The organism is Ferrovibrio xuzhouensis, assembly GCF_042648965.1.
In the GTDB taxonomy this organism is placed as follows: domain Bacteria; phylum Pseudomonadota; class Alphaproteobacteria; order Ferrovibrionales; family Ferrovibrionaceae; genus Ferrovibrio; species Ferrovibrio xuzhouensis.
On the sequence record NZ_JBHRYJ010000001.1, the window covers coordinates 1,018,021 to 1,043,503 of the forward strand.

25 protein-coding genes are annotated in these 25,483 nt (G+C 61.5%); 9 read left to right on the forward strand and 16 right to left on the reverse strand.

Annotated elements, in window-relative coordinates:
• Positions 1–143: 143 nt before the first annotated feature.
• The 4 genes from ACFOOQ_RS04990 to ACFOOQ_RS05005 all read right to left on the reverse strand — a co-directional run bounded on the left by ACFOOQ_RS04990 (position 144) and on the right by ACFOOQ_RS05005 (position 3,948).
• Positions 144–1,034 (reverse strand): CoA transferase subunit A, encoded by an 891-nt coding sequence (locus tag ACFOOQ_RS04990; RefSeq protein WP_379722446.1) that lies wholly within the window; start codon positions 1,032–1,034, stop codon positions 144–146.
• A 10-nt stretch (positions 1,035–1,044) separates the two neighbouring features.
• Positions 1,045–2,295: an acyl-CoA dehydrogenase family protein gene (locus ACFOOQ_RS04995; RefSeq protein ID WP_379722448.1), complete on the reverse strand. Its 1,251-nt coding sequence runs from the start codon at positions 2,293–2,295 to the stop codon at positions 1,045–1,047.
• Positions 2,198–3,007, reverse strand: a complete 810-nt coding sequence (locus ACFOOQ_RS05000; RefSeq protein WP_379722450.1) for a CoA-transferase subunit beta — start codon at positions 3,005–3,007, stop codon at positions 2,198–2,200. Before ACFOOQ_RS05000 ends, ACFOOQ_RS04995 begins: the two co-directional genes overlap by 98 nt.
• Before the next feature lie 83 nt (positions 3,008–3,090).
• Positions 3,091–3,948, reverse strand: a complete 858-nt coding sequence (locus ACFOOQ_RS05005; protein WP_379722452.1) for a MaoC/PaaZ C-terminal domain-containing protein — start codon at positions 3,946–3,948, stop codon at positions 3,091–3,093.
• A gap of 82 nt (positions 3,949–4,030) precedes the next feature.
• Here ACFOOQ_RS05005 and ACFOOQ_RS05010 point away from each other — a divergent pair, with 82 nt between their 5' ends.
• A complete protein-coding gene (locus tag ACFOOQ_RS05010) occupies positions 4,031–4,927 on the forward strand; it encodes an NAD(P)-dependent oxidoreductase (RefSeq protein WP_379722454.1) in 897 nt (298 codons plus the stop codon).
• A gap of 23 nt (positions 4,928–4,950) precedes the next feature.
• Here the strand turns inward: ACFOOQ_RS05010 and ACFOOQ_RS05015 are convergent, their stop codons facing one another.
• Positions 4,951–5,736: an enoyl-CoA hydratase-related protein gene (locus tag ACFOOQ_RS05015; protein ID WP_379722456.1), complete on the reverse strand. Its 786-nt coding sequence runs from the start codon at positions 5,734–5,736 to the stop codon at positions 4,951–4,953.
• Complete coding sequence (locus ACFOOQ_RS05020; protein WP_379722458.1) at positions 5,729–6,937, reverse strand: CaiB/BaiF CoA transferase family protein; 1,209 nt, start codon at positions 6,935–6,937, stop codon at positions 5,729–5,731. The genes ACFOOQ_RS05015 and ACFOOQ_RS05020 overlap by 8 nt, the downstream gene beginning before the upstream one ends.
• A gap of 406 nt (positions 6,938–7,343) precedes the next feature.
• Here ACFOOQ_RS05020 and ACFOOQ_RS05025 point away from each other — a divergent pair, with 406 nt between their 5' ends.
• The 5 genes from ACFOOQ_RS05025 to ACFOOQ_RS05045 are packed head-to-tail and all read left to right on the forward strand — an operon-like array spanning position 7,344 to position 11,829.
• Positions 7,344–8,213 carry a branched-chain amino acid ABC transporter permease gene (locus tag ACFOOQ_RS05025; protein WP_379722460.1) on the forward strand — a complete coding sequence of 290 codons (870 nt, stop codon included), beginning with the start codon at positions 7,344–7,346 and terminating at the stop codon, positions 8,211–8,213.
• On the forward strand, positions 8,210–9,178 hold the full coding sequence (locus ACFOOQ_RS05030) for a branched-chain amino acid ABC transporter permease (RefSeq protein WP_379722462.1): 969 nt from the start codon (positions 8,210–8,212) through the stop codon (positions 9,176–9,178). The genes ACFOOQ_RS05025 and ACFOOQ_RS05030 overlap by 4 nt, the downstream gene beginning before the upstream one ends.
• Positions 9,175–9,903 (forward strand): ABC transporter ATP-binding protein, encoded by a 729-nt coding sequence (locus ACFOOQ_RS05035; protein ID WP_379722464.1) that lies wholly within the window; start codon positions 9,175–9,177, stop codon positions 9,901–9,903. The genes ACFOOQ_RS05030 and ACFOOQ_RS05035 overlap by 4 nt, the downstream gene beginning before the upstream one ends.
• Positions 9,900–10,610, forward strand: coding sequence for an ABC transporter ATP-binding protein (locus ACFOOQ_RS05040; RefSeq protein WP_449265795.1), 711 nt, complete (start codon positions 9,900–9,902; stop codon positions 10,608–10,610). Before ACFOOQ_RS05035 ends, ACFOOQ_RS05040 begins: the two co-directional genes overlap by 4 nt.
• A 25-nt stretch (positions 10,611–10,635) precedes the next feature.
• Entirely contained in the window at positions 10,636–11,829 is a 1,194-nt protein-coding gene (locus ACFOOQ_RS05045; protein ID WP_379722466.1) for an ABC transporter substrate-binding protein, read from the forward strand.
• Between the two features lie 48 nt (positions 11,830–11,877).
• Here ACFOOQ_RS05045 and ACFOOQ_RS05050 read toward each other — a convergent pair whose 3' ends face one another.
• Positions 11,878–12,630: a FadR/GntR family transcriptional regulator gene (locus ACFOOQ_RS05050; protein ID WP_379722468.1), complete on the reverse strand. Its 753-nt coding sequence runs from the start codon at positions 12,628–12,630 to the stop codon at positions 11,878–11,880.
• A 216-nt stretch (positions 12,631–12,846) separates the two neighbouring features.
• On the opposite strand from ACFOOQ_RS05050, the gene ACFOOQ_RS05055 reads away from it, so the two are divergent.
• Together ACFOOQ_RS05055 and ACFOOQ_RS05060 are read left to right on the forward strand one after the other, a co-directional pair.
• Entirely contained in the window at positions 12,847–13,689 is an 843-nt protein-coding gene (locus ACFOOQ_RS05055) for a FadR/GntR family transcriptional regulator (RefSeq protein WP_379722470.1), read from the forward strand.
• Positions 13,690–13,826: 137 nt separating this feature from the next.
• Positions 13,827–15,026 (forward strand): CaiB/BaiF CoA transferase family protein, encoded by a 1,200-nt coding sequence (locus tag ACFOOQ_RS05060; RefSeq protein WP_379722472.1) that lies wholly within the window; start codon positions 13,827–13,829, stop codon positions 15,024–15,026.
• Between the two features lie 14 nt (positions 15,027–15,040).
• On the opposite strand, the gene ACFOOQ_RS05065 is transcribed toward ACFOOQ_RS05060, so the two are convergent.
• From ACFOOQ_RS05065 to ACFOOQ_RS05100, 8 genes are all read right to left on the reverse strand, one after another.
• Positions 15,041–16,180 (reverse strand): acyl-CoA dehydrogenase family protein, encoded by a 1,140-nt coding sequence (locus tag ACFOOQ_RS05065; RefSeq protein WP_379722474.1) that lies wholly within the window; start codon positions 16,178–16,180, stop codon positions 15,041–15,043.
• Positions 16,181–16,349: 169 nt separating this feature from the next.
• The gene (locus tag ACFOOQ_RS05070; RefSeq protein WP_379722475.1) at positions 16,350–17,492 is read right to left on the reverse strand and encodes a CaiB/BaiF CoA transferase family protein; all 1,143 of its coding nucleotides are present in this window, start codon (positions 17,490–17,492) and stop codon (positions 16,350–16,352) included.
• Between the two features lie 41 nt (positions 17,493–17,533).
• Positions 17,534–18,496, reverse strand: coding sequence for a PDR/VanB family oxidoreductase (locus tag ACFOOQ_RS05075; protein WP_379722476.1), 963 nt, complete (start codon positions 18,494–18,496; stop codon positions 17,534–17,536).
• Positions 18,497–18,549: 53 nt separating this feature from the next.
• Positions 18,550–19,764, reverse strand: coding sequence for a CaiB/BaiF CoA transferase family protein (locus ACFOOQ_RS05080; RefSeq protein WP_379722478.1), 1,215 nt, complete (start codon positions 19,762–19,764; stop codon positions 18,550–18,552).
• Positions 19,765–19,767: 3 nt separating this feature from the next.
• Positions 19,768–20,961 (reverse strand): CoA transferase, encoded by a 1,194-nt coding sequence (locus ACFOOQ_RS05085; RefSeq protein WP_379722480.1) that lies wholly within the window; start codon positions 20,959–20,961, stop codon positions 19,768–19,770.
• Complete coding sequence (locus ACFOOQ_RS05090) at positions 20,958–22,274, reverse strand: Rieske 2Fe-2S domain-containing protein (RefSeq protein WP_379722482.1); 1,317 nt, start codon at positions 22,272–22,274, stop codon at positions 20,958–20,960. The genes ACFOOQ_RS05085 and ACFOOQ_RS05090 overlap by 4 nt, the downstream gene beginning before the upstream one ends.
• A gap of 42 nt (positions 22,275–22,316) precedes the next feature.
• Complete coding sequence (locus ACFOOQ_RS05095) at positions 22,317–23,447, reverse strand: thiolase family protein (protein ID WP_379725336.1); 1,131 nt, start codon at positions 23,445–23,447, stop codon at positions 22,317–22,319.
• A 2-nt stretch (positions 23,448–23,449) separates the two neighbouring features.
• Positions 23,450–24,025 carry a Zn-ribbon domain-containing OB-fold protein gene (locus ACFOOQ_RS05100; protein WP_379722485.1) on the reverse strand — a complete coding sequence of 192 codons (576 nt, stop codon included), beginning with the start codon at positions 24,023–24,025 and terminating at the stop codon, positions 23,450–23,452.
• Between the two features lie 104 nt (positions 24,026–24,129).
• On the opposite strand from ACFOOQ_RS05100, the gene ACFOOQ_RS05105 reads away from it, so the two are divergent.
• On the forward strand, positions 24,130–24,819 hold the full coding sequence (locus tag ACFOOQ_RS05105) for a nitroreductase (RefSeq protein WP_379722488.1): 690 nt from the start codon (positions 24,130–24,132) through the stop codon (positions 24,817–24,819).
• Between the two features lie 64 nt (positions 24,820–24,883).
• Here the strand turns inward: ACFOOQ_RS05105 and ACFOOQ_RS05110 are convergent, their stop codons facing one another.
• On the reverse strand, positions 24,884–25,324 hold the full coding sequence (locus ACFOOQ_RS05110; protein ID WP_379722490.1) for a hypothetical protein: 441 nt from the start codon (positions 25,322–25,324) through the stop codon (positions 24,884–24,886).
• Between the last annotated feature and the right edge of the window lie 159 nt (positions 25,325–25,483).

A 25,483-nucleotide genomic window follows, 5' to 3' on the forward strand; every position in this document is an offset into this window, starting at 1 on the left:
GTAGCGGCAAAAAAGAGGCCGAGGCATTGCGCCTCGGCCTGTCTATGGCCCGACCGGATAGGGCGTATCAGATCGGCCTTGTCAGGACAGAGGGATTGGGAATAAGGCTGTCCTGTTATCGATTCACGACTCGGCCCGGCCCATCACTCGGCCGGCAGCGACATAGCCCCAGTCATCTCGGCCAGATGGTCCCGTCCTACTGCGTCAAGGTAAGCATCGTGGGTGGCCGGGCTGTACACGTAAGACTCGAGATACCTGGAGAACGAGGACTGATCTGTGCTCGCTTTGACGTATTCGCGGATATGGGGCTCGTCCATATTATACAGGGGCGAGCTGCTGCACGGATGCGCGCCGAAAGGCAGCTCGACCACCGCATCGACAAAGGCTGATGGTAATTTCGTCAGGCGGTTGGACTTGCGAATGGTGTCGGTATCAACGATGCGATCCACGCTGACCACAACACGCTTTCCCGCCTGGGCCAGCAGCGGATCGAAAAAGGCGCCGCCGAAGAACTGGACATTGCCCAGGGCATCGGCCTGCTGGCCATGCAGAAGAACCAGATCTGGTTGCACAGCCGGTACTGACAGCATTCGCCGCTCGCCTGGTTTCGATTCCACCGGCCTGTAGCCGGCGGGATTGACCTTCGGCAGATCGGTTGCCATGTCGGGGACCAGCATGTAGGGCAGGTCGCAGGCACCTGCCCGCAGCCCGCCGGCAATCGCTGGCCCGTCCATCTCACGCACCTCGACCTCGCCCGTTTCCGCGGCGCGGCGGAAATTCGGCGCCAGGCCGAACTGCTCGAAGCTGATGAAGACGCAGGCTGTGCTCGCCACGACGCCGGCGCCAATCAGCATGTCAGGTGCGATGCTTCCCGGTGCCGGAGTCAGGCGCAGGTTCTTGATCCTACTGCGCAGAAGCTGACGCACCAGGGCCATGGGTTGGGAGTTGAAAATCCACCCCCCGGTGGCGATCTCCATGCCGTCCCAGACCGGGCCGATAGCTTCCGAAAGCGAACAGATCTTTGACGTGCTCATCCCAGACCTCTTACTGCAGCAGATGGCGCGAAATGATGACCCGCTGAATCTGATTGGTGCCCTCGAAGATCTGGTTGATCTTGGCGTCGCGCATCATCCGTTCGACCGGATAATCCTTCATGTAGCCGGCGCCACCGAGAATCTGCACGGCATCGGTCGTAACCTTCATCGCCACGTCGCTGGCAAAACACTTTGCCATCGACGCCATCGTTGCCAGGTTTCTGAGATCGCCATTGTCGACCTGGCGGGCACATTCATACACCAAGGACCGCGCAGCCTCGGTCTGCATGGCCATGTCGGCGATCATGAACTGCAGACCCTGGAACTGGCTGATGGAGCGCCCGAACTGCTTCCGCTCTTTGGCATAAGCGATCGCGACGTCAATCGCGCCCTGTGCCAGGCCGACCGATATTGCCCCGACCGTCGGGCGATTGAGGTCGAGGATTTTCATCGCGGCCCGGAATCCCTTGCCTTCCTCGCCAACCATATTCTCGACCGGCACCCGCATGTCATCGAAAAAAATCTCGACATTCGGGATGCCGTGGATACCCATCTTCCGCTCGTTACGGCCGACGCGAAATCCCTTCGTCTTGGTGTCGACGATGAATGCACTGATGCCATCGAATCCCTTGGCATCGGGGTCGGTACGCGCGAAAACAAGGATATAGTCGGCAACGCTGCCAAACGTGATGTAGCACTTCTGGCCATTCAGGACATAGGCGGCATTGCCATCCCTCACCGCACGGGTTTTCATCGCGCCCACATCCGATCCCGCATGCGGCTCGGTCATCGCCACCGCCGTCAGCGTGCGCCCCTTGGCGATTTCCGGCAGAAATCTCTGTCGCTGTTCTTCCGAGCCGAAATGCAGCAACGGCAGGATCATGCCGATCGAGTTGTTGCCGACCATCAGGGAAGCCGCCTCCGAGACCCGGGCGACTTCCTCCTTGGCCAGACAGACCGACGTCAGGTTGCCGCCGGGGCCGCCATACTGCTCGGGCACCCACATCTGCAGGAGCCCCATGTCGCCGAAAATCGGCACGAGTTCCTTCGGAAAACGATCAGTGTCGTCGATCTCGGCCGCAATCGGTGCGATTTCCTTCTCGGCCATCTTGCGGACGGCATCGCGGAAAAGCTGCTGGTCTTCGGTAAGGTACATGATGGCTTTACCTTTTCGTGCTTTGGCGCTTGGGCCAGGGAAACTTCGCCTGCAGGACGCCGGTGCTGTCGACCCTCTCTCGCAGAAGACGCAACTCGGCATCATCCGGCGGGCGCGTCACCGGTGGCGGTGCATCACAGACAAGGTCGAAGCCGGTATTGTCCCTGACTTCCTCCAGCGTGACCCCTTCATGCAGCGAGCGGACACGCATTCTTTTGCTCGTCGGCTCGAAATCGAATACACCCAGGGGCGTCAGTACGAGCGACGGACCGCCGTCCGGTAGGCCGCGATCTGTCCGCGAGGTTCCGCCATCAAGATGCCCCGGTCCACAAAGGAAGTCGACGCGCTCGACGAAGGCCGACCGGTCATGCCTCTGCAGCAGGATGTAGAAGCGGCGCGACAAAGCGCAAAGCGCGCTGATGCCGACCGTGCCTGGACCACGCAGACGCGGGCGACTGTGGTTCCCCACGCAGACCGTGTTGACATTGCCGTAGCGATCCGTCTGCAGGGCACCCAGAATGGCGAAATCGAAGAAGTGAATCTTCCAGTCGATGAAGTCGATCATCAGGGGCAGATCCAGCACGGCTTCGCTGGTGGCGATATTCTCGAAATCCGCCGTCGGCCGAATGACCGGCTCATCGGCATTCACCATGCCGCCCGGACCCGAGACCCACCACAATGCCGGGGCATGGCTGCGCCGTGCCAGATTGCAGGCCGCCACCTGGATATCGGAATTGGTGCCGATAATGGCCTTTTCGCCGTCCTTCAGGTCGCGGGCGAGTTGAACCGAGAGGTATTCCCCCATCGAGCACTGCATCGGACCGTTTTCCTCCTATTGATTAATGGTTCTACCATTAAAAATAATTCGCGGCCTGTCAAGCCATACTCTCGGCAGGCATCTCAGGCGAAGTCCAACCGGCCGTTGTCGACGATGACGGTGTCCCGCTCGATGGCCCGGCACTGAAAGGTCGCGCCGGCTTCATCGCGCCAGATGGACGTACGGATGGTGTCGCCGGGAAAGGCCGTGGCGGTGAACCGGACGCCAATGCTACGGACGCGCGCCGGTTCGTAGTTGCAGACCGATTTCAGCAGGGCATGCCCGGCGACGCCGAAGGTACACAGGCCATGCAGCACGGGAAGTTCGAACCCGGCACGTCGGGCAATGGCCGGGTCGGCATGCAGCGGGTTGTCGTCGCCGTTCAGCCGGTACAACAGGGCCTGCTGCCCGGTCGTCGGCAGGTCGCACTGCAGGTCCGCCGGCCGCTCCGGAATCATATGCTGCGGGGGATGCCGCCGATACGGGCCGCCGAATCCCCCGTCGTTGCGCAGGAAAGCCGATCGCTCAATGGTACAAAGCAGCGCGCCGGTTACCCGGTCCGACAGCTTCGTCTCGACGAAGATCAGTGCTCCCTTGCCTGCACCGCGATCGATCACTTCGCTGATGCGGGATTGCCCGGCGATATCGCCCTCCGTCGGCAGTGGACGGTGCAACGTTACTTTCTGCTCGCCATGGAAAATGCTCAGCAGGTCTATGCCCAGCGATGGTTCGTTCACCCAGAAGCCCGGCTGCGCGATGACGGCCGGCATCGTCGGCAGGACAACCAGGTCCCGCTCGTATACGAAACGCAGTTCCCTCTCATCCGACGGATCACGCCCCAGCCCCACGGAGAGGGCATAGAACTGCACGTCGCGCTTGCGGACCGACTGCACGACGGGCGGGAAGGACCATTCTTTCAGTTTTTCATAATTCAGGGGCATGACGGTCGCCTGATCTTCTTATTCTCATATATTTTTATTGGTCATACCATTATGGATATGAAGTAACCCGTCAAGCACGAACATGCGGGAGGAACAGCCCATGATGGAAACGGTCGGTTACATCGGTCTCGGGGCGATCGGATCGCTGATGGCCCAGCGCATCAGGCAGGCGGGCTATCCGCTGATGGTGTGGAACCGCTCGCCCGACAAATACGGCGAACTGCAACGAATGGGGGCGACCGTCGCTCCGTCGCCAGCCGAACTGGCGGCCCACTGCCCGGTGATCTGCATATGCGTCAGCGACACCGCCGCGGTCGAGCATGTCGTATTCGGCATTGATGGCATTGCCGGGACGGCCGGACCGCAGACCGTTATCGTCGATAGCTCCACGATCCATCCACGGGCGACCCGCGAGATGGCGCAGCGGCTGGAGACAGCCTGCGGGGCCACCTGGGTGGATGCCCCCGTTTCGGGCGGCCTGGTCGGCGCGCGGGCCGGCATGCTGGCGGTCTTCGCGGGCGGAGATGCCGGTAGCCTGGCGCGTGTTCGGGGCATTCTCTGCTGCTTCGGGGGGCATATCACCCATACCGGCCCCGTAGGAGCCGGGCAGACGACTAAAATCTGCAACCAGATCATCAGTGCCGGCACCGTGGCTGCCATCGCCGAAGCACTGACGCTGGCCGAGAGCGCCGGCATGACCGTCGAACAATTCCCCGCCGCCCTGGCCGGTGGCTGGGCCGATTCCCCTCTGCTGCGCCACTATGCGCCGCGCATGATTGCGGGGGAGTTCCAGGGGTCGACGAGGACCATGCTGAAGGATCTTGAGATCGCCTGTGATCTTGCCGGGGCGACGCACGAGCTGCCGGTGACTGCCCTGTTGACCGACCTGTACCGGCGCCTGATCGAGCGCGGCCATGTCAACCTCGGCATCAGCGGCATCATGCGCCTGTATACGGACGAGCCGCCGCGGCAACCATGAAGGCGCTGCTTTCCCGGTCCGCGCTAACGGCCCGAGAATTCCGGTTTCCGCTTGCCAAGGAAGGCGTTTACACCCTCGTTCTTATCGCCGGTGGAGAAGAGCAGCTGCATCGCATTGCGTTCCAGCGCCAGCCCCGCCTCCAGCGAGCAATCCAGTCCCGCCAGCACGACATCCTTGATCTGCCGTACGGCCAACGGCGGCATCGCCGCGATCGATGATGCAACGGCCAGCGCCTCGGCGTCGACGTCGTCATCCGCCACCAGGCGACTGACAGCCCCGAGCGAATAGGCCTCGGCAGCCGATAATTCAGCGCCGGTCAGCAGCAGGTCGAGCGCACGGTGTTTCCCGATCAGCCGTGGCAGTCTCTGGGTTCCCCCGGCGCCCGGCATCAGGCCGATCCGGATCTCGGGCAACGCGAAGCGCGCACCCTTTCCGGCGACGATCAGGTCGGCATGCATCGCCAGCTCCCAGCCGCCGCCGAAGGCGATCCCGCGCACCGCCGCGACAATCGGCTTGCGGCACCGGGCAATCGCGCCCCAGAGCCTTTCCGTCGCCCGCAGCATCATATCCGTGCTGCCGACATCGGCGAGTTCCCGGATGTCTGCTCCCGCAGCAAAGACCCGATCGCCGCCGGCAATGACAATGCAGCGGATTTCTGTGTCCGTCTCAGCAATAGTGAGTTCAGAAACGAGCGCCTCCCGCACTGCAACACTCAGGGCATTCCGGCTTTCCGGGCGATGAATCCGGAGCTGGACCACGCCGGAGGCCGGGTGGTCGATCAGCAGCCCGGCCTCTCTGCTTTCAACCATGCAGCGCTCCTGCTGCCCGCAGAGCAGCGATTTCGCCTGTCGTCAGGGACAGAACGCGCTTCAGAATATCCTCGCCGTTCTCGCCGAGTTCAGCCACGAAGGGCCGGGCATAGGCGCCGCCGCCGGAGAACCGAAACGGCGGATTCGGCACATAGAATTCGCCGGCGGCATCGCTCACCCGGCTGAGGCTGCCGCGCGCAGCGATATGCGGCTCTTTCATCGCCTGCCCGACCGTCAGGTATCGCGAACAGGGAATCCCCATTTCCATCAGGTAGTCCTCGCAATACTGCGCGGCATAATTGCAGGTCCACTGCTCGATCAGGACCATCAGTTCGTCCCAGTTCTGCTCGCGGGCACCGATCGTCGCGAAACGCGCGTCCTTTTTCCATTCCGGATGCCCCACCGCCTCGGCGAGCCGCTCGAAATTGTTCTGGCTCACCGGCGCGACAATGACAAAGCCATCCGCGGCATGCAGCGGCTTGTACAGGGGGCGGCGGCGGTCGGACGGAAACTGGGCTTCCTGACATTCGAACACCAGCAGGTTCAGCATGCTGTCGATCAGTGAGACGTCGATATATTGTCCGCACCCGGTCCGTGTCCGCTCCACCAGTGCCGCCTGAATGGCACCAAAGGCATAAACGCCGCCCAGAACATCAGCCATGAAAATGCCGGTCTTGGCCGGCCGGTCAATATCATCCTGGTACCGCAGATTGGCCATGTCGTATCCGCTGGCGGCGTGGATCACCGGCGCATATGCCGGCTTGCTCGCCGCCGGGCCGGTTTGCCCGAAGCCCGATATCGAGCAGTAGACGAGTCTCGGATTGATCTTTGCCAAGTTGCCGTAGTCCAGCCCCAGACGCGCCATGACACCGGGCCGGAAATTTTCCACCACAACATCCGATTCCGCGACCAGGCGGCGGACGACGGACAGGCTTTCGGGCTGTTTCAGATTGAGCGCAACGCTGCGCTTGCCGCAGTTGAGCTGACCGAAATACGTGCTATGGCCGCTGCGCAATGGCGGGCGGGTCCTGATGTGATCGCCCTCTGGCGCTTCCACCTTGATTACGTCAGCCCCTAGATCAGCCAGCAGCCGGGTGCAGGCCGGCCCTGCCATCATGATGGTAAAGTCCAGAACCCGCAGGCCCGTGAGCGGCCCGGAGGGCATCGCCTCAGCGATCGTCGCTGCAGCCATATCAGTCATGCGACGTCCCACCCGTGCTGTCGGTTGCCCCTGTCGTCTGACGCGGCATCAACTGCAGCGGCTGCGCCCCCGCCACTCGCCCGTTCGCTGGAGTCCTCTCTACCGCCGGTACACATGCTGACCGCTTTGTGTCGAGACGGGACCGGAAGGTCGGTCGTGTTCGCTGTTGCAGCACACCAGACTCCATTTTCAGACGCTTCCTCTTATTGGACCCTCCATTATAACTATTCGATATTTTTTGTAGCGTCAATGTCGGCCCCATGGCATGCTGCCGGCCGGTCGATGCAAACACCGACGTCGCAAGACCGATAAAAAAGGGAGGAAACCAGTGGCTCGCATGCCGCAACAGAGCGCGACATTGACATGTCGCGTCTTCATCACCGTCTCTGACGAATCGTAGACGCAGATGATCGCCCTGCTCCCGCAAGTGATTGTCGACGGCCTGCTGACTGGCTCCATTTACGCAATCGTGGCCATCGGTCTGACAATGGTCTTTGGTGTCATGCGCATCGTCAATTTCGCCCATGGCGACTTTCTGATGATCGGCCTCTACGTCACGTACATCTTCTCGGCATGGCTCGGAATCGAGCCTTACATCGCCGTGATAGCCATCCTGCCCCTCGTCACCCTGCTGGCTTCGCTGTCATTCCGTTTCCTGATCCGCCCGATCATCGGAACCTCGGAGCATAACCAGGTTGTTGTAACGCTTGGGATATCGCTGATCCTGCAGAATGTTGCGCTCGTGGTGTTTTCTGCCGACCTGCGGACAATCCCGTCCGCCTTTTCGAGCAGCAAGTTCTATATCGGCGATGTTATCATCCGCAGCACCGCTGCCGTTGCCTGCGTCGTCTCGATCGCCGTCTGCATCGGCCTATACCTGTTCCTTAAGAACACTGCTCTGGGCCGGTCGATCCGGGCAACAGCGGAAGACGCGGCTGCCGCGCAGCTCTGCGGCATATCATCCGAGCGGATGTACATGCTCGCCTTCTGCCTGGGCGTCGGCTCGCTCGGTCTGGTCGCTCCACTGATCGCACCGATCTACTATGTCTCGCCATCAAGTGGCGTCACCTTCACGCTGACCGCCTTTATCATCGTGGTACTCGGGTCTCTCGGGAATTTTCTGGGGGCCCTGGCCGGCGGTCTTATTATTGGCGTTGTCGAATCCATCGGCAGCCTTCTGACCAGTGGCTCCATGTCGAACATCCTGACTTACGGCCTGTTCATTTTGATCTTGCTCTTCCGTCCATCGGGTCTGTTTGGCAGGGCCCGCCTATGACCAATCTGCAGATTGCCGCGACCGCGGCAGCCCTGGCCCTTGCTGGCCTTACCGCCTCCTTCATTCCCATCTATCTGCTCCACATCCTGATCCTCATTGCCCTGTATGGCGCGCTGGCGCTCGCCTGGAACATCCTGGGCGGCATGGCAGGCCAGGTCTCGATCGGTCATTCACTGTTCGTTGGGTTCGGCGGGTATCTGTCAACCATTCTCTACCTGTCATTCGGGATAAGCCCCTGGCTTGGCATGCTGGCTGGCGCGGCCTCGGGCGCCGTGCTGGGCGCCGCGTTGGGATTTGTTATATTCCGCCGCAAACTGACTGGAATTTTCTTCGCACTTGTTACGCTGGCGGTCGCGGAGATGGCTTATTTCATCGTCAGCAACACCGATGCGCTGGGGGCGGCGAACGGATTGTCGATCCTGCCGGCCACCGGCCTTGCAATGTTCCAGTTCCACGACAAAAGGCATTATTTTTATGTTGCCCTTGGCCTGCTGACGATCACGATCCTGGTCACGATCCTGATCCGCCGCAGCCGCCTTGGCTTTCATCTGTCCGCAATCCGCGAAAACGAACGGGCCGCGGCTGCCCTCGGCATCAACGTCGATGGCGCGAAAATCATAGCGGCTGCGATCAGCAGCGGCCTGGCCGCGCCGATCGGGACCTTCTACGCACAATACGTCCTGTTCATCGACCCCGAATCCCTGTTTGGCGTCGGTTTCTCGATCGAGCCACTGACCCATGCCTTCGTCGGTGGGTTGCAATCCACCCTGGGCCCCCTCTTTGGCGCGGTCGTGCTGATTCCCCTGTCGGAAGGCCTGCGCATTATACTGGGCGGCCGCTTTTCCGGCGCCCATCTCATCATTTACGGCGTGGTGCTGATCGGCGTCATCCGACTGGCCCCGGAGGGCCTGTCCGGTGCACTCCATCAGATCCTTGCCAGATATAAGAGGGGGAACCGGGCATGACCCCCATCCTGGAAGTCGTATCGGTCAGCAAGCGATTTGGCGGCCTGCTTGCTGTCAATGACGTCAGCTTCGCGGTTGGCCAGGGTGAGATTGTTGGCCTGATCGGTCCCAATGGAGCCGGCAAGACCACGCTGTTCGAGATCGCCTCGGGGTATATCCGGCCCACATCCGGCGAAGTCAGATATCTCGGCGATCCGATTTCGCACCAGCCGACCTACCGCCTTTCAAGACTCGGGGTCGGACGCACATTCCAGATCGTCCAACCCTTCCTCGGGCTGACCGTCCTTGAGAACGTGATGACCGGTTCGCTCGGTCAATCAGGGCGGTCGCTCAATGATGCCAGGATCGCTGCCGATGCTGTACTGCAAAGGATCGGGCTGGACCACAGGGCAAATATTCTGGCTCGCAACCTGACGCTGCCGGAGAAGAAGCGGCTGGAACTTGCAAGGGCGCTTGCCACGCAACCGAAACTTCTCCTGCTCGATGAGGTCATGGCCGGCCTGACCCCGACGGAGGTGGATGGCATCCTGCCCATCCTGCACGAGATCCGCCAAAGCGGCGTCACCCTTCTGGTCGTCGAACACATCATGCGGGCGATCATGTCGCTGTCGGACCGGCTCGTTGTCATAGCGAATGGCCGGAAGATTGCCGAAGGCCGGCCGGAGGACGTTGCACGCGACGAAGCGGTTATCAGCGCTTACCTGGGGCGGAAGAAAGCATCATGACACTGCTGAGTATCACGGATCTCTCGGCCGGCTATGGAGAGGTCTCGGTTCTGCACGGGGTCACCCTGAGCGTTCCGGCCGGCAGGGTCATCGCGCTTGTCGGGGCCAATGGGGCAGGCAAATCGACGCTGCTGCGGACCATTTCTGGACAGATCCGCGCGACCTCCGGCACAATCGAATATCGCGGACAGGTGATCAACGATCTCAAGCCCGACAAGATCGTGGCCGCCGGACTGGTGCAGGTTCCAGAGGGGCGCCGGCTGTTCCCGTCCATGACCGTGCTCGAGAACCTCCTGGTCGGCGCCAGCGCCCCGGCGGCAAAGCTGGAATGTGCGGCAAGCCTCGAGAAGGTTTTCGCCATGTTCCCGAAACTGCGCGAGCGCCGCGGTCAGACAGCCGGAACCCTGTCGGGTGGCGAGCAGCAGATGGTCGCTATCGGGCGCGCGCTGATGGCAAAACCGGAGCTTCTGCTGATCGATGAAATCAGTCTCGGCCTGGCGCCCGTCGTCGTTACCGAGATTTTTGACAAGATCGCCGATCTTGCCAGCAGCGGCCTCACGATCGTCGTGGTCGAGCAGAATACTGCCCTGGCGCTCGAGGCGGCAAGTTATGCCTACGTTCTCGAACACGGGGAAATTGCCCTGCATGGGGTCGCATCCGACCTGGCGCAGGATGACAGGGTCCGGAAAGCGTATCTCGGTATCTGATAAATACAACAAAGGAGGAGCGATCATGAGAAGGACACTACTTGCCGCAACGGCACTTTTTGCGTTCAGTACGGCCAGTCATGCAGCGGAAAACATCAAGATCGGCGTGGTCTACCCGCTTACCGGGCCTTACGCCGTAGCCGGTGAAGACTGCAAACGCGGCATGGAACTGGCCAGTGAGCAGATCAATGCCGCCGGTGGCATCAAGAGCATGCACGGCGCCAAGATCGAGCTGATATTCGGCGACAGCCAATCCAAGCCGATCAACGCCGCGAGCGAAGCGGAACGCCTGATCACCCAGGAAAAGGTGGTCATGGTGGCCGGACCGGCCACGTCAGGTGAGTCGCTGCCCATGACTCAGGTGGCCGAGAAATACGGCATCCCGATGGTCAATACCCTCGCACAGAACGAGGCAATCACTGGCCGCGGCTTCAAATGGGTCTGGTCGACGACGCTGATTGACTCCGACTATTCAAACGGCCTGTTCCAGGCCCTCGACATGGTCCTGAAGCTCGATCCGAAGAAGAACAAGGTTGGCTTTATCTATCCGGGCAATGAGTACGGAAAATCACTTCTGAAGCTGGTCGAAGACGGCTTTGACAAGCGAACCGACGCCAAGCTTGTCAGCTCCGTTGAGGTCAGTGATCGGGCACAAGACTATGTTCAGCCGGTTCTGAAGCTGAAGGCCTCCGCGCCGGACGTCGTCATGGCGGTCGGGTATTTCCGGAATGGCGTCCTGCTCTCGAAAGCTCTCGACCAGCTTGACTTCCACCCGATCGTGGTTGCCACCGGCGGCATGGCCAGCGACCCCAAGCTGGTCGAACAAATCGGCCCCTTGGTGAACTGGCAGTTCGCCACCACGCCCTTCAGCGCTGACCGGCCGAAGGCAAAAGTAGTTACCGCCGCTTTCGAGAAGCGGTTCAGCATGCCGCTGACGCTGAATTCTGCGATCCCCTACCAGGGCATGATGGTGATCGCGGCTGCACTTGAAAAGGCCGGCAGCACCAAACCCGATGCCATCGCCAAGGGCCTCGGCTCGGTAGACATCAAGCCGGAGGACATGGTCGTGAGCTCGAACTTCGTGAAGTTCGATGAACATGGCCGTAATACTGGCCGGGCGACTGTGATCACCCAGTTCCAGGATGAGAAAATTGTCACCGTGTGGCCTCCCGAGAAGGCTGTCGGCAAGGCTATCCTGAAGGGCTTCGGGATCAAGTAACCTGCCTGGCTGCAGCGGTTTATTCCAACGAACCGCTGCAGCCGACTTTCAGATGTTCCTGAGTTTCTCCTGCCGCAGGATATAGCGGTGAATGCGTTTGAGATGTGCGGTGATTTCGGCAACCGCCTTCTCCTCGTCACGGGCCCGCAGATATTGCACCAGCCGCCTGCGGCTCTCGAACAGGCCTGCACTCGGGGCCGGTGCCAGGCGGGCAAGAACCTGGCGCACGATCTCCGCGGTGGAGAGCATGAGAATGCTCAAGACCTCGTTATGGGCTGCATTGGCCAGCAGGCGGTAGAAATCCACCACGGCTTCGGTCCGGCGCAGGTTCTCCTGCATCCGCTCCAGCTCCTCGGTCAGCTGAATATTGTCATCGAGGGCCCGGAAATCCGCCTCCTTCCCGCGCTGACAAGCCAGGCGGACCACGATATCGCAAATGAACAGCCGCGCTTCCGTCAGGCTTTCGAGAGAGATCCTGCCGAGCGCGACCATGTCGCGGATTGATTGCGTCAGAACTCCGGGGCTGCCGCCCTGTATGAACGCCCCGCCCTTGACGCCCTTCTGCAGCTTGACGACACCGGCGATTTCGAGGCTGCGCAATGCTTCCCGCACGGCCGTGCGGCTAACGCCGAACTGCTCGGCCAGTTCCCGTTCGGCCGGCAGCTTGTCGCCTGGGCGCAAAATGCCCGCCAGCACCTGGCCGCGGATCTGGTCGCATATGTCCTCGAATACACGCCGCGTGCGGACCGGGCCGAAAGGCGGGAGCACGAGCGTATTGGCCGTGGACGGACGTTTGGACAAAGAAAAAACCTCTCAGATTGGAAAGGGACGGCCGACGCAGCCGGAAGGCGGCCGAATCGTCATGACCGTCAGCCCCGACTTCGGCATCCCATCGCCGGATTCGCTAAACTATTACTGTAGTGGAATTATATGCCGTTCCACAGAGAAACTTTCCAATGGTGCTGACATTGGATATATGGTCGCAGACCATCAGCCACTGATATACGGATCATCCCCTTGGTAGCGCGAACCGCCCGCAAGACCCAGACGACCCGGACGAAGACCGGGGAGAAAACCACCCTCGCCTCTACGCCGGCGCCTGCGGCCGATCCCACCTTCCAGCGTGTACGGTCACGCCGTATCTTCGAGGAAATTGCCGAGCAGATCCGGGCGCAGCTCAGCGCTGGCGTCTTCAAGCCCGGAGATAAACTGCCGCCGGAACGGACCCTTGCCGATCAGTTCAAGGTCGGACGGAACGCGGTTCGCGAGGCCCTGCGGACCCTGGAGATTGCCGGCATCGTCATTCTGAAGAAGGGCGCGAAAGGCGGGGCCTTCATCCGCGAAGGCGACCCGAATGTTGTCGCGAATACCATGGGCGACCTGCTGCGGCTTGGCAGCATATCACTAGCCCAGCTCACCGAAGCCCGCCTGTGGATCCAGTCGATCAGCACACGCGTCGCCGTCGAACGCGCGACCGAGGAAGACATCGCCAAGCTCGACGCGAATGTGCAGGAAGCGGAGCGCCTCTTCCACGCCGGCGAATTCGAACGCAAGGCCCATGTGAATATTGAGTTTCACATCCTGCTCGCGCAAGCGACCCATAACCCAGTCCTCATCCCCATTGTCGCGTCGCTCATGGAGACGATGCGGCATTTCGTCAACCGGATCGGCCCGGAAAGACAGGAAGCCACCCTGCAGTCACGCCGTCGTCTGCTGAAATATATCAAGGAGCGTGACAGCGACCGCGCGGTGGCTGAAATGGAGTCCCATCTGCTCCGCCTCGAGGATCGTTATCGCGAGATCGGACGCAGCTGGGCCGGCGGCCAGGCCAATCGGCGCGGCACGAAAAAGCAGCCCTGATTCGGCAAAAATCTTGACATCTCCCGGCCCCGCACCAGAATGGTCCTACCATTTTGCCAAAAATGGCAATTCCAAACCTAATCGGCTGACGGCTGGCCTGCGTTCCCGCCCGCCGGGCCACGGGAGGGGCCGAACACATGAGCCATTCGCTCCATGCCGGGCATACCAGCCGGCCATTCGGCGACCTGCGCGTTCTCGACTTCACCTCCATGATGGCCGGCCCCTATTGCAGTCGCTGGCTGGCGGATCTGGGGGCAGAGGTCATCAAGATCGAACCACCGGAAGGCGACTACATGCGCAGCCGGCCGCCGCTACGCGCCGGCAACAGCTGCTATTTCGGCCACCTGAATGCCGGCAAGAAAAGCATTGCGCTTGACCTTAAGAATCCGGCTGCCGTGAATCTGGTGCGGGATCTGGTCAAGACCGCCGATATCCTGATCGAGAATTTCCGCCCCGGCGTCATGGACCGCCTTGGCCTGAGCTTCAGCCAGCTGCAGCCTCTGAACCCGCGGCTGATCTACTGTTCGATTTCCGGCTTCGGACAGACCGGGGAAGCCGCCAGCCGCCCGGCCTTCGCACAGATCGTCCACGCCGCCAGCGGCTTTGACCTGACCAACATGAGCTACCAGGACGGCCAGGACCGGCCGGCGAATACCGGCATCTTCATCGCCGATGTGCTGGCCGCCATATACGCCGGCTTCTCGGTCTCGGCGGCGCTGGTGCATCGCCAGAAGACCGGAACCGGTCAGCATATCGATGTGACCCTGGCAGAGAGCATGTTCAGCCTGCTCGTCTTCGAACTGCAGAACGCTCAGTTCCCCGCTTCCAGGCGACGGCCGATGTACAAGCCGTCCCGCGCGAAGGACGGTTTTGTCATCATTGCTGCCGTCAGCAACTACAATTTCGACAACCTGTTCGTCGCCATTGGCCGCCCGGAATGGAAAAACGACCCGCGTTTTTCTTCTTCCACAGCGCGCCTCGAGAACTGGGACGAACTGTTTTTCCTGATCGAAGAATGGACCATGACCCGCACGGCGGGGGAATGCGAGCGCTTCCTGAACGAGTCCGGTGTGCCCTGCTCCCGCTACCGGACGGTTTCTGAAGCCATTGATGATATGGATGCACTGAATCGCAACAGCCTGCCTTTCGTGCAGGATGCGGCCGGTACGTTCCGCGTCACGAATCTGCCGTTCAAGTTCTCGGCGGCGGAAATATCCGTCGGGTCGAACGTCCCGCCGCTCGGTGCCGACACCCATGCCGTACTGAAGGCGGCACTCGGACTCTCCGAGAGCGAAATATCGGAACTGGCGGGCGCCGGCGTTTTCGGTCCGGCCTAGAGGCCGCGGCCGGCCTACTGCAGCAGTTTTTTCGCGATCAGATTGCGCTGGATTTCCGACGATCCCTCGTATATCCGCGTGACACGGACATCGCGATACAGGCGCTCGATCACCGTGCCGGTGCAATATCCGGTGCCGCCGAATATCTGCAACCCCTTGTCGACGACGCGGCCGCCCGCCTCGCTGCAGAACAGCTTGACCATCGAGCATAATTCGACCGAAACCTTGCCTTCATCGTATCGCCAGGCCGCATCGAGCAACATCTGGCGCGCGGCATGGATATCGACGCTCATATCGGCCAGCATATGCTGGATCGCCTGAAACCCGGCAATCGGCTTGCCGAAGGCCTGCCGCTGCCTGGCAAATGATATGGCTTCTTCAAGGGCCTTAGCGCCCATGCCCACCGCATTGGCGCCGACCGTAAGCCGCCCCTCATTCAGACACTCCATGGCATAGCCGAATGCCTTGCCCTCCTCCCCCAGCAGGCTGTCTGCCGGCAGACGGCAATCGTCGAATTCCAGCTCGGCCACGCCCGGACTTGCGGTTCCCATCAGTTTGATATTGCGGGTGATGCGGAAACCCGGGGTTGCGGTGTCGACCAGAAAGGCCGACAGGCCATTCCGGATACCGGCCGCCCGGTCCGTATAGGCATAGACGGTGATGAGCTTCGCCTTGTGCGCATTGGAAATGAACATCTTCCGGCCGCTCAGAATCCATCCGTCGCCATCGCGAACGGCGCGGGTCTTGATCGCGGACACATCGGAGCCGCCATCCGCTTCCGTCAGCGCGAAGGCGACGGGGCATTCGCCGCGGATCATGGCCGGCAGCCAGTGCTGCTTCTGCGCCACACTGCCGTGTCGCACCAGCGTCTTCGATGCCGGGCCATGCAGGGCCCGCATCTCGGCCCAGAATTGCGGCGGCAGATGCGCCAGCTCGGCCTGCACGACGACCTTGGCCAGGGCGCCGAGGTTGCTGCCGCCGAATTCCTCCGGAAATGGCAGGGCGTAAAAGCCGAGGTCCAGCAATTGGCGATTGACGTCGGGATCGACCTCGCCGGTTTCGTGGAACTTCGGTTCGTACCGAAGCAGCGAGCGGACGAGATTGCTGGTCACGGACTGGATCTCGGCGATCTCCGGCGGCAAATCGAAATTCATGCGCTTCCTCCGTTGGCGCCGTGCCGCCTGCTCTCTCAGTGGCGAGGCCCGGCCTGTTTTTTGATGTCTTGCGCAGCGCGTAGGCCGCTGGCCGCGGCCGCGGGACCCACGTAGGCTTTTATTGGTTCTACCATTCTATTTTTCCGGCTGTCAATAACAGCCAGTGCCGTTACCGGATCGCGGCGCTGTCCTGCAGGCAGCGGATCTCGTCATCGCCGAATCCCCATTCCGCCAGGATCGCAGCCGTATGCTGGCCCGGTTGGGGCGGCGGTCCCTGCACAGCGCCCGGCGTGCGGCTGAATTGCGGTGCCGGGCCCGGCTGGATGATGCCGTCCACCTCGATAAAATTCCCGCGCGCCCGGATATGCGGATGGAGCGGCACCTCCTGCGGCGTCAGGACCGGCGCGAAGCAGACATCCGTGCCTTCCAGCAGATCGGACCAGTCCTGCCGGGTCCGGGTCCTGAAAATATCGGCAAAGGTCTGCTTCAACCCGGGCCAGGCCGACCGGTCATGCTGCTTCCCGATCTCGGCCTCGCCCAGCCCCAGCTTCTCGACAAGCTGCCTGTAGAAACGTGCCTCCACGGCCGCGATCGCGATATAGCGGCCATCGCTCGTCTCATAGGACGCGTACCACGGCACGCTGCCATCGAGGATATTGGTGCCGCGTCGTTCGGACCAGTAGCCACCCGCCATATAGCCGTAAACGAAGCTCATCAGCGACGAGACGCCATCGACGATGGCGGCATCGACCATCTGCCCCTTGCCCGATCGCGTCGCTTCCAGCAGGCCGCAGACCAGGCCGAAAGCCAGATACATCGCGCCGCCACCAAAATCGCCGACCAGATTGAGCGGCGGTGGCGGCGGGCTGCCTTCGGGGCCGATCGGATACAGCGCGCCGGACAGCGCGATATAATTGAGGTCGTGCCCCGCCGCCGCGGACAGCGGACCATCCTGACCCCAGCCGGTCATGCGGCCATAGACCAGCTTCGGGTTGATCGCGTGACAGACATCCGGCCCAAGGCCGAGGCGCTCCATTACGCCCGGCCTGTACCCCTCGATCAGGCCGTCCGCATGTCCGAGCAGCCTGCGAACCACCTCGACGCCGGCCGACTTCTTCAGGTCGATCACAAGGGAACGGCGCCCCCTGTTGGTAATGCTGTAGCGCGGATCGCGCCGGATGCCGAGGTCGCCGGCTTCAGGCCGGTCGATGCGGATGACCTCAGCGCCCATGTCGGCCAGCATCATGGCGCAAAACGGACCGGGCCCGATCCCGGCCATCTCGACGATCCTGTAACCGGTCAATGGTCCCATGCCGCTCTCTCCTGCCTGCCCGACCCGGACGGACGCTTTTTTCAAAGATCCAGAACGAGCCTTTGCGATCTGGCGCCGGAGCAGCAGATCATGATGCTGCCATTCCCAGCTTTCTCTTCATCCGTGAGGAACTGGTCCCTGTGGTCCGGAACACCATCGATAACAGCCGTCAAGCAGCTGCCGCAGATGCCTTCCGAACACGAGAAGCTGACGCTGACCTTGTGCTCGAGAAGGGTATCCAGGATGGTCTTGCCGGGAGTGACCGTGAGAACCTTTCCGCTGCGCCGCAACTCGACTTCGAACCCGCCATACAGGGCCGGCGCTTCCTCGGATGAGAAATGTTCCCTGTGAAAACGGCCGGCCGCATCGGCCGGCGCCGCGGTCTCGAAATCCTTCAGCATCGGCAGCGGCCCGCAGCAATAGAAATGCGTTCCCGACCCGGCAGCCGCCACGATCGCAGCAATATCCGGCCGGCCACCGCCGGCCTCCCTCGTCGCGTAAAACCTGACCGGCGACGGATTCCAGTCACCAAAAGCTTCCAGCGCACCGATGAAGGCTGCGTCCCGTCGCATCCTGGCAACATAATGCAGCTCCCACGACCGGTTCAGCCGCCGCAGTCTCGCCACCATCGCCATCAGCGGCGTGATGCCGATGCCGCCGGCGATCAGAACCGAATGCTGCGCATCCTCGCACAATCCGAAACGGTTCTCCGTGCAGTCCGCCTTCAGGGTATCGCCGATCCTGAGCACATCATGCATATAAAGAGACCCGCCTCGTCCATCGACCTCCTTCTGAACGGCGATGACATAGCGACGATCTTCGACCGGGTCGTTGAGCAGCGAATAGCTTCGCACAAGGCCGTTGCCCAGATGCAGATCGATATGGGCGCCCGCGGTAAACGGCGGCAGCGCGCCACCATCCGGGGCAGTCAGCTCGAACGCGCTGACTCGGTCCGTTTCCGGAGTGATGCCGGAAACCTTGACGATACAGGATGTAGTCGCCATGACGGGCTACCGACCCGCCCCGCCGGGCGGGACTCTACCGGCGGCGTCAAGCATCAGCGCAGCACTCCGGCGGCCCGCAACGCGTCGATCCGGCGGTCCGTGAAACCGAGTACGTCCTGAAGCATCTCGTCGGTATGTTCTCCCAGACAGGGGGCCGCCTTCGACAGGCAGGATGGCGTCTTCTCGAACCGGTAGGCCGGGCCGTTATAGTCGAGCATGCCCATTTCCCGGTGCGTCAGCGGCCAGAAATGCCGCCGGGCCCGCAGAAAGCGGTCTTCGAGAAGGTCCGATCCCTTCAGGGCCACGCCGGCCGGCACGCCGGCGGACAGCAGGGCATCCATCAGCCGGAAGGCATCCCAGTGCCCCGTGGCCTGCCCCATGGCCCGGTCCAGTTCCGCGCCCATCGGCCGCGCATCGCCGGCCGCGAGGTCGATCAGGGACTGCGGCATCGTTTTCTGCCGCAGCACCCGCAGCAGCCCGGCCCACTGCTCGTCGTTTTCCACCTCGATCGCGATCCACCTTTCGTCGCCATCGCATGGATAGACACCATGCAGAATGGACTCCGGCTTTTCCGTTCCGCGCCTTTCCTGCTCGACACCACTGATCTGGTATTCCAGCAGTTGCGGCGTCAGCAGCATGGTTGTCGTTTCGATCTGCGACAGCTCGATATACTGGCCCAGTCCGGTTTTCTCGCGATGGATCAGCGCCGCCAGCAGGGCAGCCGTGCCGAAACGCGGCGAGACGGAATCCGTATAAGCCCCCTTCGGTGCCGCCGGCGGCCGGTCGGGCCAGCCCGTCAGGCCATGCAGACCTGCCAGGGCCTGCCCCTGGGCGCCATAGCCGGGATGCCGGCTCCATGGCCCGTCGCCTCCATACAGCGACGAGCTCAGCATGATGACCCGCGGATTCATTTTCCGTACCGCCTCATAGCCGTACCCCCAGCGCTCCATGACGCCGGGCAGGAAGCTTTCGGCGACGATATCCGCCCATTCGATCAACGGCGTGACCACTTCGGATGCGCGCGCATGGGTCATGTCGACGGCAAGGCTCAGTTTCGAGCTGTTGAAATCGGCAAAAAAGCCACTGCGGTTGATTCCCGGCCGGTCACGCAGAAACGGTCCGCCCAACCGGACGCTGTCCGGATGCCGCTCCGATTCGATCTTGATGACAGTCGCGCCGTTATCGGCCAGCTGCTTCGTGATGATCGGACCTGCCGCCGCCCAGGTGAAATCGGCCACATTGAGTCCAGAAAAGATGCCTTCCGCCATAACTCAGGCTTCTCCCACGGCCGGCGCCGCCCTGACATCGCAAAGCGGCGTCTCGCTGAACTTCGCCCAGCGCGCCGGATATTCGATCCGGAGCGCACGGCCGGCATCTTCGAGCAGGTCGTAGAACCCGCGGTGGCGGGCATTCTTGTTCTGCAGGATCTGGGACACCCCAGCGACCGGCGCCAGAAGGATGCGGTCCTTCACCGCGCGCTCCATCAGCTCATCCACCGTCTTCGTCTGAATAAAGCGACCAATCACGTCGGTGACCGCGTCATAGTCGGTCTGGGGTATGGAAAACTGCTCCGGTCCGTTCCAGTCCTGTGCCATGAGAATGGCGTCGGCGGCGCCCTCTTCCCTCATCCATGCAACCAGGGCCGCATACGACTTTTCCCGTGCCGCACCGCCTCCGCCGCCGACAGGTCCGAAGAATATGTGGCCGTCGCGGCACGGCCAGACCAGCCGGGTGTAAAACCTGTTCGCGCGCTCCTTGCGGACGGCGCCACCGCGCATCTCCGTCAGGCCGAGGAGTTGCCAGGCCATTGTGGTGTTCAACAACGTCCATACGATGCATTCCTGTATGGAGATATCGACCCGCTGGCCGGTACCGGTCTTCAGCCGGTGATAATAGGCCATCAATGCGGCCGAAGCCGCCTCGGCGCCGCCCTGCATGATGGCGACGGGCACGCCGATCGGCACCGGCGGACGATCGATATCGCCGTTGAGGAAAAGATGACCGCCCATTGCCTGCAATGTCGTATCGGTCGCCACAAAGGGAATATCGCGGCCGAACGGCCATATCTCGGTCCATATGATCGACGGATTGGCCTGCCTGGCCATGGCGGCAAGCTCGTCATTCTCTGTCTTCGACAGGCGCTGATAGTCGGTCACGACGATATCCGTCGACGTCATAAGCCCGGCGAAGGCCCGACGGCCTTCCTGTGTGGCGAGGTCCAGGCACATGCTGCGCTTGCTGACATTGAATCCGAGCCAGAAATAGCTGATCCGGCCGCCGTCCGGCAGGGTGGCGCAGGGCTCGGCCATGCGTGACGCCTCGCCGCCATCCGGCTCGATCTTGATGACCTCCGCGCCGAGATCGGCAAGGATTCGCCCGGCCACGGCGCCGGCCTGATATGAGATTTCGACAGCCCTGACGCCAGCCAGAGGACCGGCCTGACCATTTCCGCCTGCACGTGTCATAACTGATATCCGAAATCCTTGCCCAGTTCGGCAGTCATGTACTGACGCCCCTCGTCGGCCCAGGATGTCTCTTTCGGCAGCTTCACCGAGATCGCCCGCACCATGAACAGATTCGGATCGGTGGCGTTTTTCGGCTTTTCCCGGCTGCTGCGATACGCGCCGACCTGCTCGAGCAGCAAACGACGCGTCATGGCAATGCCGGTATCACTCGTACACAGATGCTCCTGCGTCCGGTCATAGATCGGCGTAACGCCCGACTGGCAGGCCGCATCCTGCACCCAAAGCCCCGGCAAGCCGGAAAACCAGGTCGTCTTCTGCTTGTCGTAGTCGAAGCCGTATCCCGTCTCCATGGTGTATTTCGTCCTGTACAGGGCATACGGAATTGACGGATTGGTCGGCGCAAAGGCGTGCCGGCTGGCGTGCCCGGTCTCCCGGCCCTGATGGCCTTCGACAAATACTGTCCGCGACTTCTCGTACATGGGCTGCGCCGGGTGATAGGAAAACATCAGGCACAGCGTGTTTTCATCGTCGATGGGAACCCAGGCATGCCCGCTGAGCTCCGGATACTGCGACTGCGGCGGCACAAGGGTGAAAAACGGCAACAGGAACTGGTTGACCCGCCAATAGAAGGTCTGGTCGTCGTAAACCCGGCGCGCAGCAATACTGAGGCCGAATTCCTGGCGCAGGCATTCGAAGGCTGGACGCAGGTCGCGCTTTGCCACCCATTCGCTGATCGTGCCCTGTGCGTCGATCCGGCCATGCAGGATCGGGGCATGGGCGGAGTCGAGCTCGCCCTCGACAGCCTGCAGCCAGTTGCATTCCTGCACCCGCATCGACAACACGACGTTTTCGGCGGGAACGAGATTCCACTCCATATTCGGCAGGGGCGGCAGCATGGCGTCGGGTCCCATATAGGTCCACACCACGCCATTCCGCTCCCGACATGGATAGGCCTTGATCTTGACCTTTTCCTTCAGGCGACTCCGTTCCGGCTCCGCCGGCATGTCCACGACAGCGCCCGAAACCGAGAATTTCCAGCCATGATAAACGCAACGCAGCCCGCAATCCTCGTTCCGACCGAACACCAGGGGCGCGCCGCGATGCGGACAGGCGTGGTCAACAAGGCCGATTTTTCCATCAGTGTCGCGGAAGACGATCAGGTCTTCACCCAGCAGCCTGACGCGCTGCGGCGGACCATCGGCCTCCAGATCCTTGGACAGGAAAAACGGAATCCAATACAGGCGCATCAATTCACCCATCGGCGTCCCGGCACCAACCCGAACCAGGGTTTCGTTATCCTCTTTCGAGAGCATCGGCTTTCTCCCTGACACATAAGGTTCGGCCGGTTCCGGCCTCTACGAGGCCCGTCCTGCGGAACGGCTCAGAATGACGAATGATGAACTGTCATAGGGGCCGACCTGGATCAGGCAATTGTCGCTCGCTGCCAGTTGCCGGTCACCGGCCCGGCCGGCAACCTGCAGGTATCCCTCGCGCAGATGCCCCATGCCGTGCAGCCGGCCTTCGCCCAAACTGCCACCGAAGCTGTTGACCGGCATCTTCCCGTCTCGTTCGGCATGGCCATCGCGGAAGTATTTCCAGGCCTGATGCGACTCGCACCATCCGAAAGCCTCAATCCACTCGTAGACCATCGATGAGAATCCGTCATAAAGCTGGCAATGGCCGATGTCATCGCGCGACAGCCCGCTCATTTCGAAAACAGCATGTGGCTTCTGATGGCCGCTCCAGCCGCGGACATAAACCGGCTGGCAGCCTTCCGGCAGATACCGGGTGGTCGTCATGACAAAGGCTGCGGCACCACAGACCGGCATATCGCAGTCGAACAGGCAATGGGGGGAGGCGATCATCGGTGCCGCCATATATTCGTCGAGGTTCACCATGCGGCCTTTCCATATGGCGAGCGGATTATGCGCCGCATGCCGGCGCGACGAGGCGATCACCTCATACAGGTCGCGCCGTGTGGCACCGGACAGGGCCATGTAGCGGCGCTGCCGCGTCGCGAAGCGCGCCCCACCAGCGGAATAACCGAATGGTTTGACAAACTGGTCGTCGCCGTATGCCCTGTCGGTCTTCGCCGTCGCGTAATTCGTGTCTTTCGGATTGTACAAGGCACGCAGGCCGAGCACGTATCTGACATCGCCGGAGCGCAGGGCATGGGCGGCCGCGATGACCATGTCGGTCGGAAAGCCCCGATACAGATCCGCGCCATAGACCAGGCCGGTGATGCCCAGAAGCCTGACCGCGGGGCGGTAAGACAGCTCATCGCCGCCTTCCGCATGCAGTGCCCCGGCATTCGTTGCCCATGGCGCGCCCACATAACCGTCGATATCGTCGCGTTCGATGCCGGCGTCTTCGATGGCGGCCACCGCGGCATCGAGAGCAAAGGCTGCAATGCCGCGATCCGACCGGCGCTCGATTTCAGACGAACCGAAGCCAATCATCGCGATCACATCCCGGTCCGGCACCATGATCACAGGTTCCCGCCGGCAACCGTGTCATTGGCTGCTATGGGCCCGACGCCAGGATTCGTGCCGGCGGGTATGACCTCCGGAAAGCGACAGCCATCTACATCGTCGCCGAATACGACCTGCACATCCTGATCGATCGAAAGATCCGTCACAGCCGCAGCGCGGACAAGAGCCACCAGAACAATATCCTTCTGCTCGCTGAGCTCGACTTCGGCAATCGTGAATGGCGCAGAGAGGCCTGATATCGCATCGAGGTAGACATCGGTCCATGACCGCAGTCGGCCGTATCCCGAGACCCTTTCCCATTGCAACCGTGAACTCAGACAGACCGGGCAGCGTGGTGGCGGCGGAAAGAAATACCGACTGCAATGCGGGCAATGCGGCAGAACTAACTCTCCGCGAAAGCCGGCCTGCCAGAAGCGGCGGGTCTCCGCGGTAGGAACGGGGATAGGTCGGCTCATGGCTGACGCCTTCGATTCCGGGCAGTTTCCTCCATACGCCGCCCTGCGATCGGGGGCGGCGCGCTTGTTGACTTCATAATGGTCCAACCATTCATCTATTGCAACTTTAATTTCCACAAGACATGCTCATGGTAACCACGCCAGTTCGCCTGGAGTTTTTCCCTGCCCGCTAATCTTCCTGGTTTTTCATGCCCGCTCCGTCCTCGCCACCTGATACCGATTTGCCTGCCGTTGCCGCCGACACCGTTGAGAACGCTATTGTGGGCCGCCGCAGCGTACGGGATTTTTCCAGCCGACCAGTGCCGATGGTGCTGGTGGAGCGCATTCTGCTTGCCGCACGGCGGGCACCGAGCAGCACCAACATGCAGCCCTGGAAAGTCGATGTCGTCACCAAGGCAGCACGAGAACGCCTTGTTGCCGCCATCCTCGATACGGAAAGCCGTGCCCCCGGCATGGCGCAGGCGGAATTCGCTTACTATCCGCAGCAATGGCGCTCACCCTATGCCGAGCGACGCCGGCAGGTCGGCCTGGAACTCTACAGACGTCTTGGGATCAAAAAGGAAGATCAGGCCCGCGCTCGCCAACAATTGCTGCGTAATTACGAGTTTTTTGGCGCGCCGGTCGGTCTGATCCTGTCCATCGACCGGGATCTCGAGGCTGCATCATGGCTCGATATCGGCATGTTCATGCAAAATGTCATGATCATGGCCGCGGGCGGCGGCCCAGCCAGTTGCCCACAGCTTGCTTTTGCCAAACACCATGCCGTCATTCGGCATGGCCTAGGAATTCCCGCCGATCGAATTATCCTGTGCGGCATGGCCCTGGGCTATGAGCAGATCGACAGTCCACTTCACGCTATGGTCACAGAGCGAGCTGAACTCGATGTGTTTGTTCGATTTCATCATCAATAATAATTGGCCCGCATATAAAGCCCCATGTCGCAATACAGAGGTACTATTCGCTTCACATTGCTCCCTACAGAGGGCCGATTGTTCTTTCGTCATAGAGATGGCGATATCCCTTGCGGCGGATCCGCACCGTGTCGGTGGATCCGCGCTTCGTCAAACTGGCCATATCCTTCTTCCCTAATTGGCCGTCTGCTGGACGACCGGACCAGACAAGAGCGGCGGCATTGAGCCGCTGTCTGGCAGCAGAGGAGCAAATCTGGAGCAACGCGGCATTCGGTCGATCGGCCGACCCAACAAAAAAGCCCGCCAGGCGATCACCTGGCGGGCTTTTGATTTGGTTGCGAGAGCCGATATGCGAATCCGGCGAGAGCCGATCCCACCGCACCTCCTGGCATTGCAGAGCTCTGCGACCACCTCGGCGTGACCAGCATCGGGCAAAGCTTTTACCGGACCCGATATGTGGTTGCTGGATCTTCGCGTGTATCCTGTCCTCTGCCAGCTTGTTCATGCCTGCGCTAGAGGCGCGAAAAGTTGAACATGGTCCAGCACACTGCGTACGCCAGGTAATGTCTCCGCAAGAATCCGCAAAACCTGCTTTTAACTGTCAGAATCAACGAAGCCATGAAGTTCGACAGCCCCATCGTGGACTGACGCACTGATACAGGGT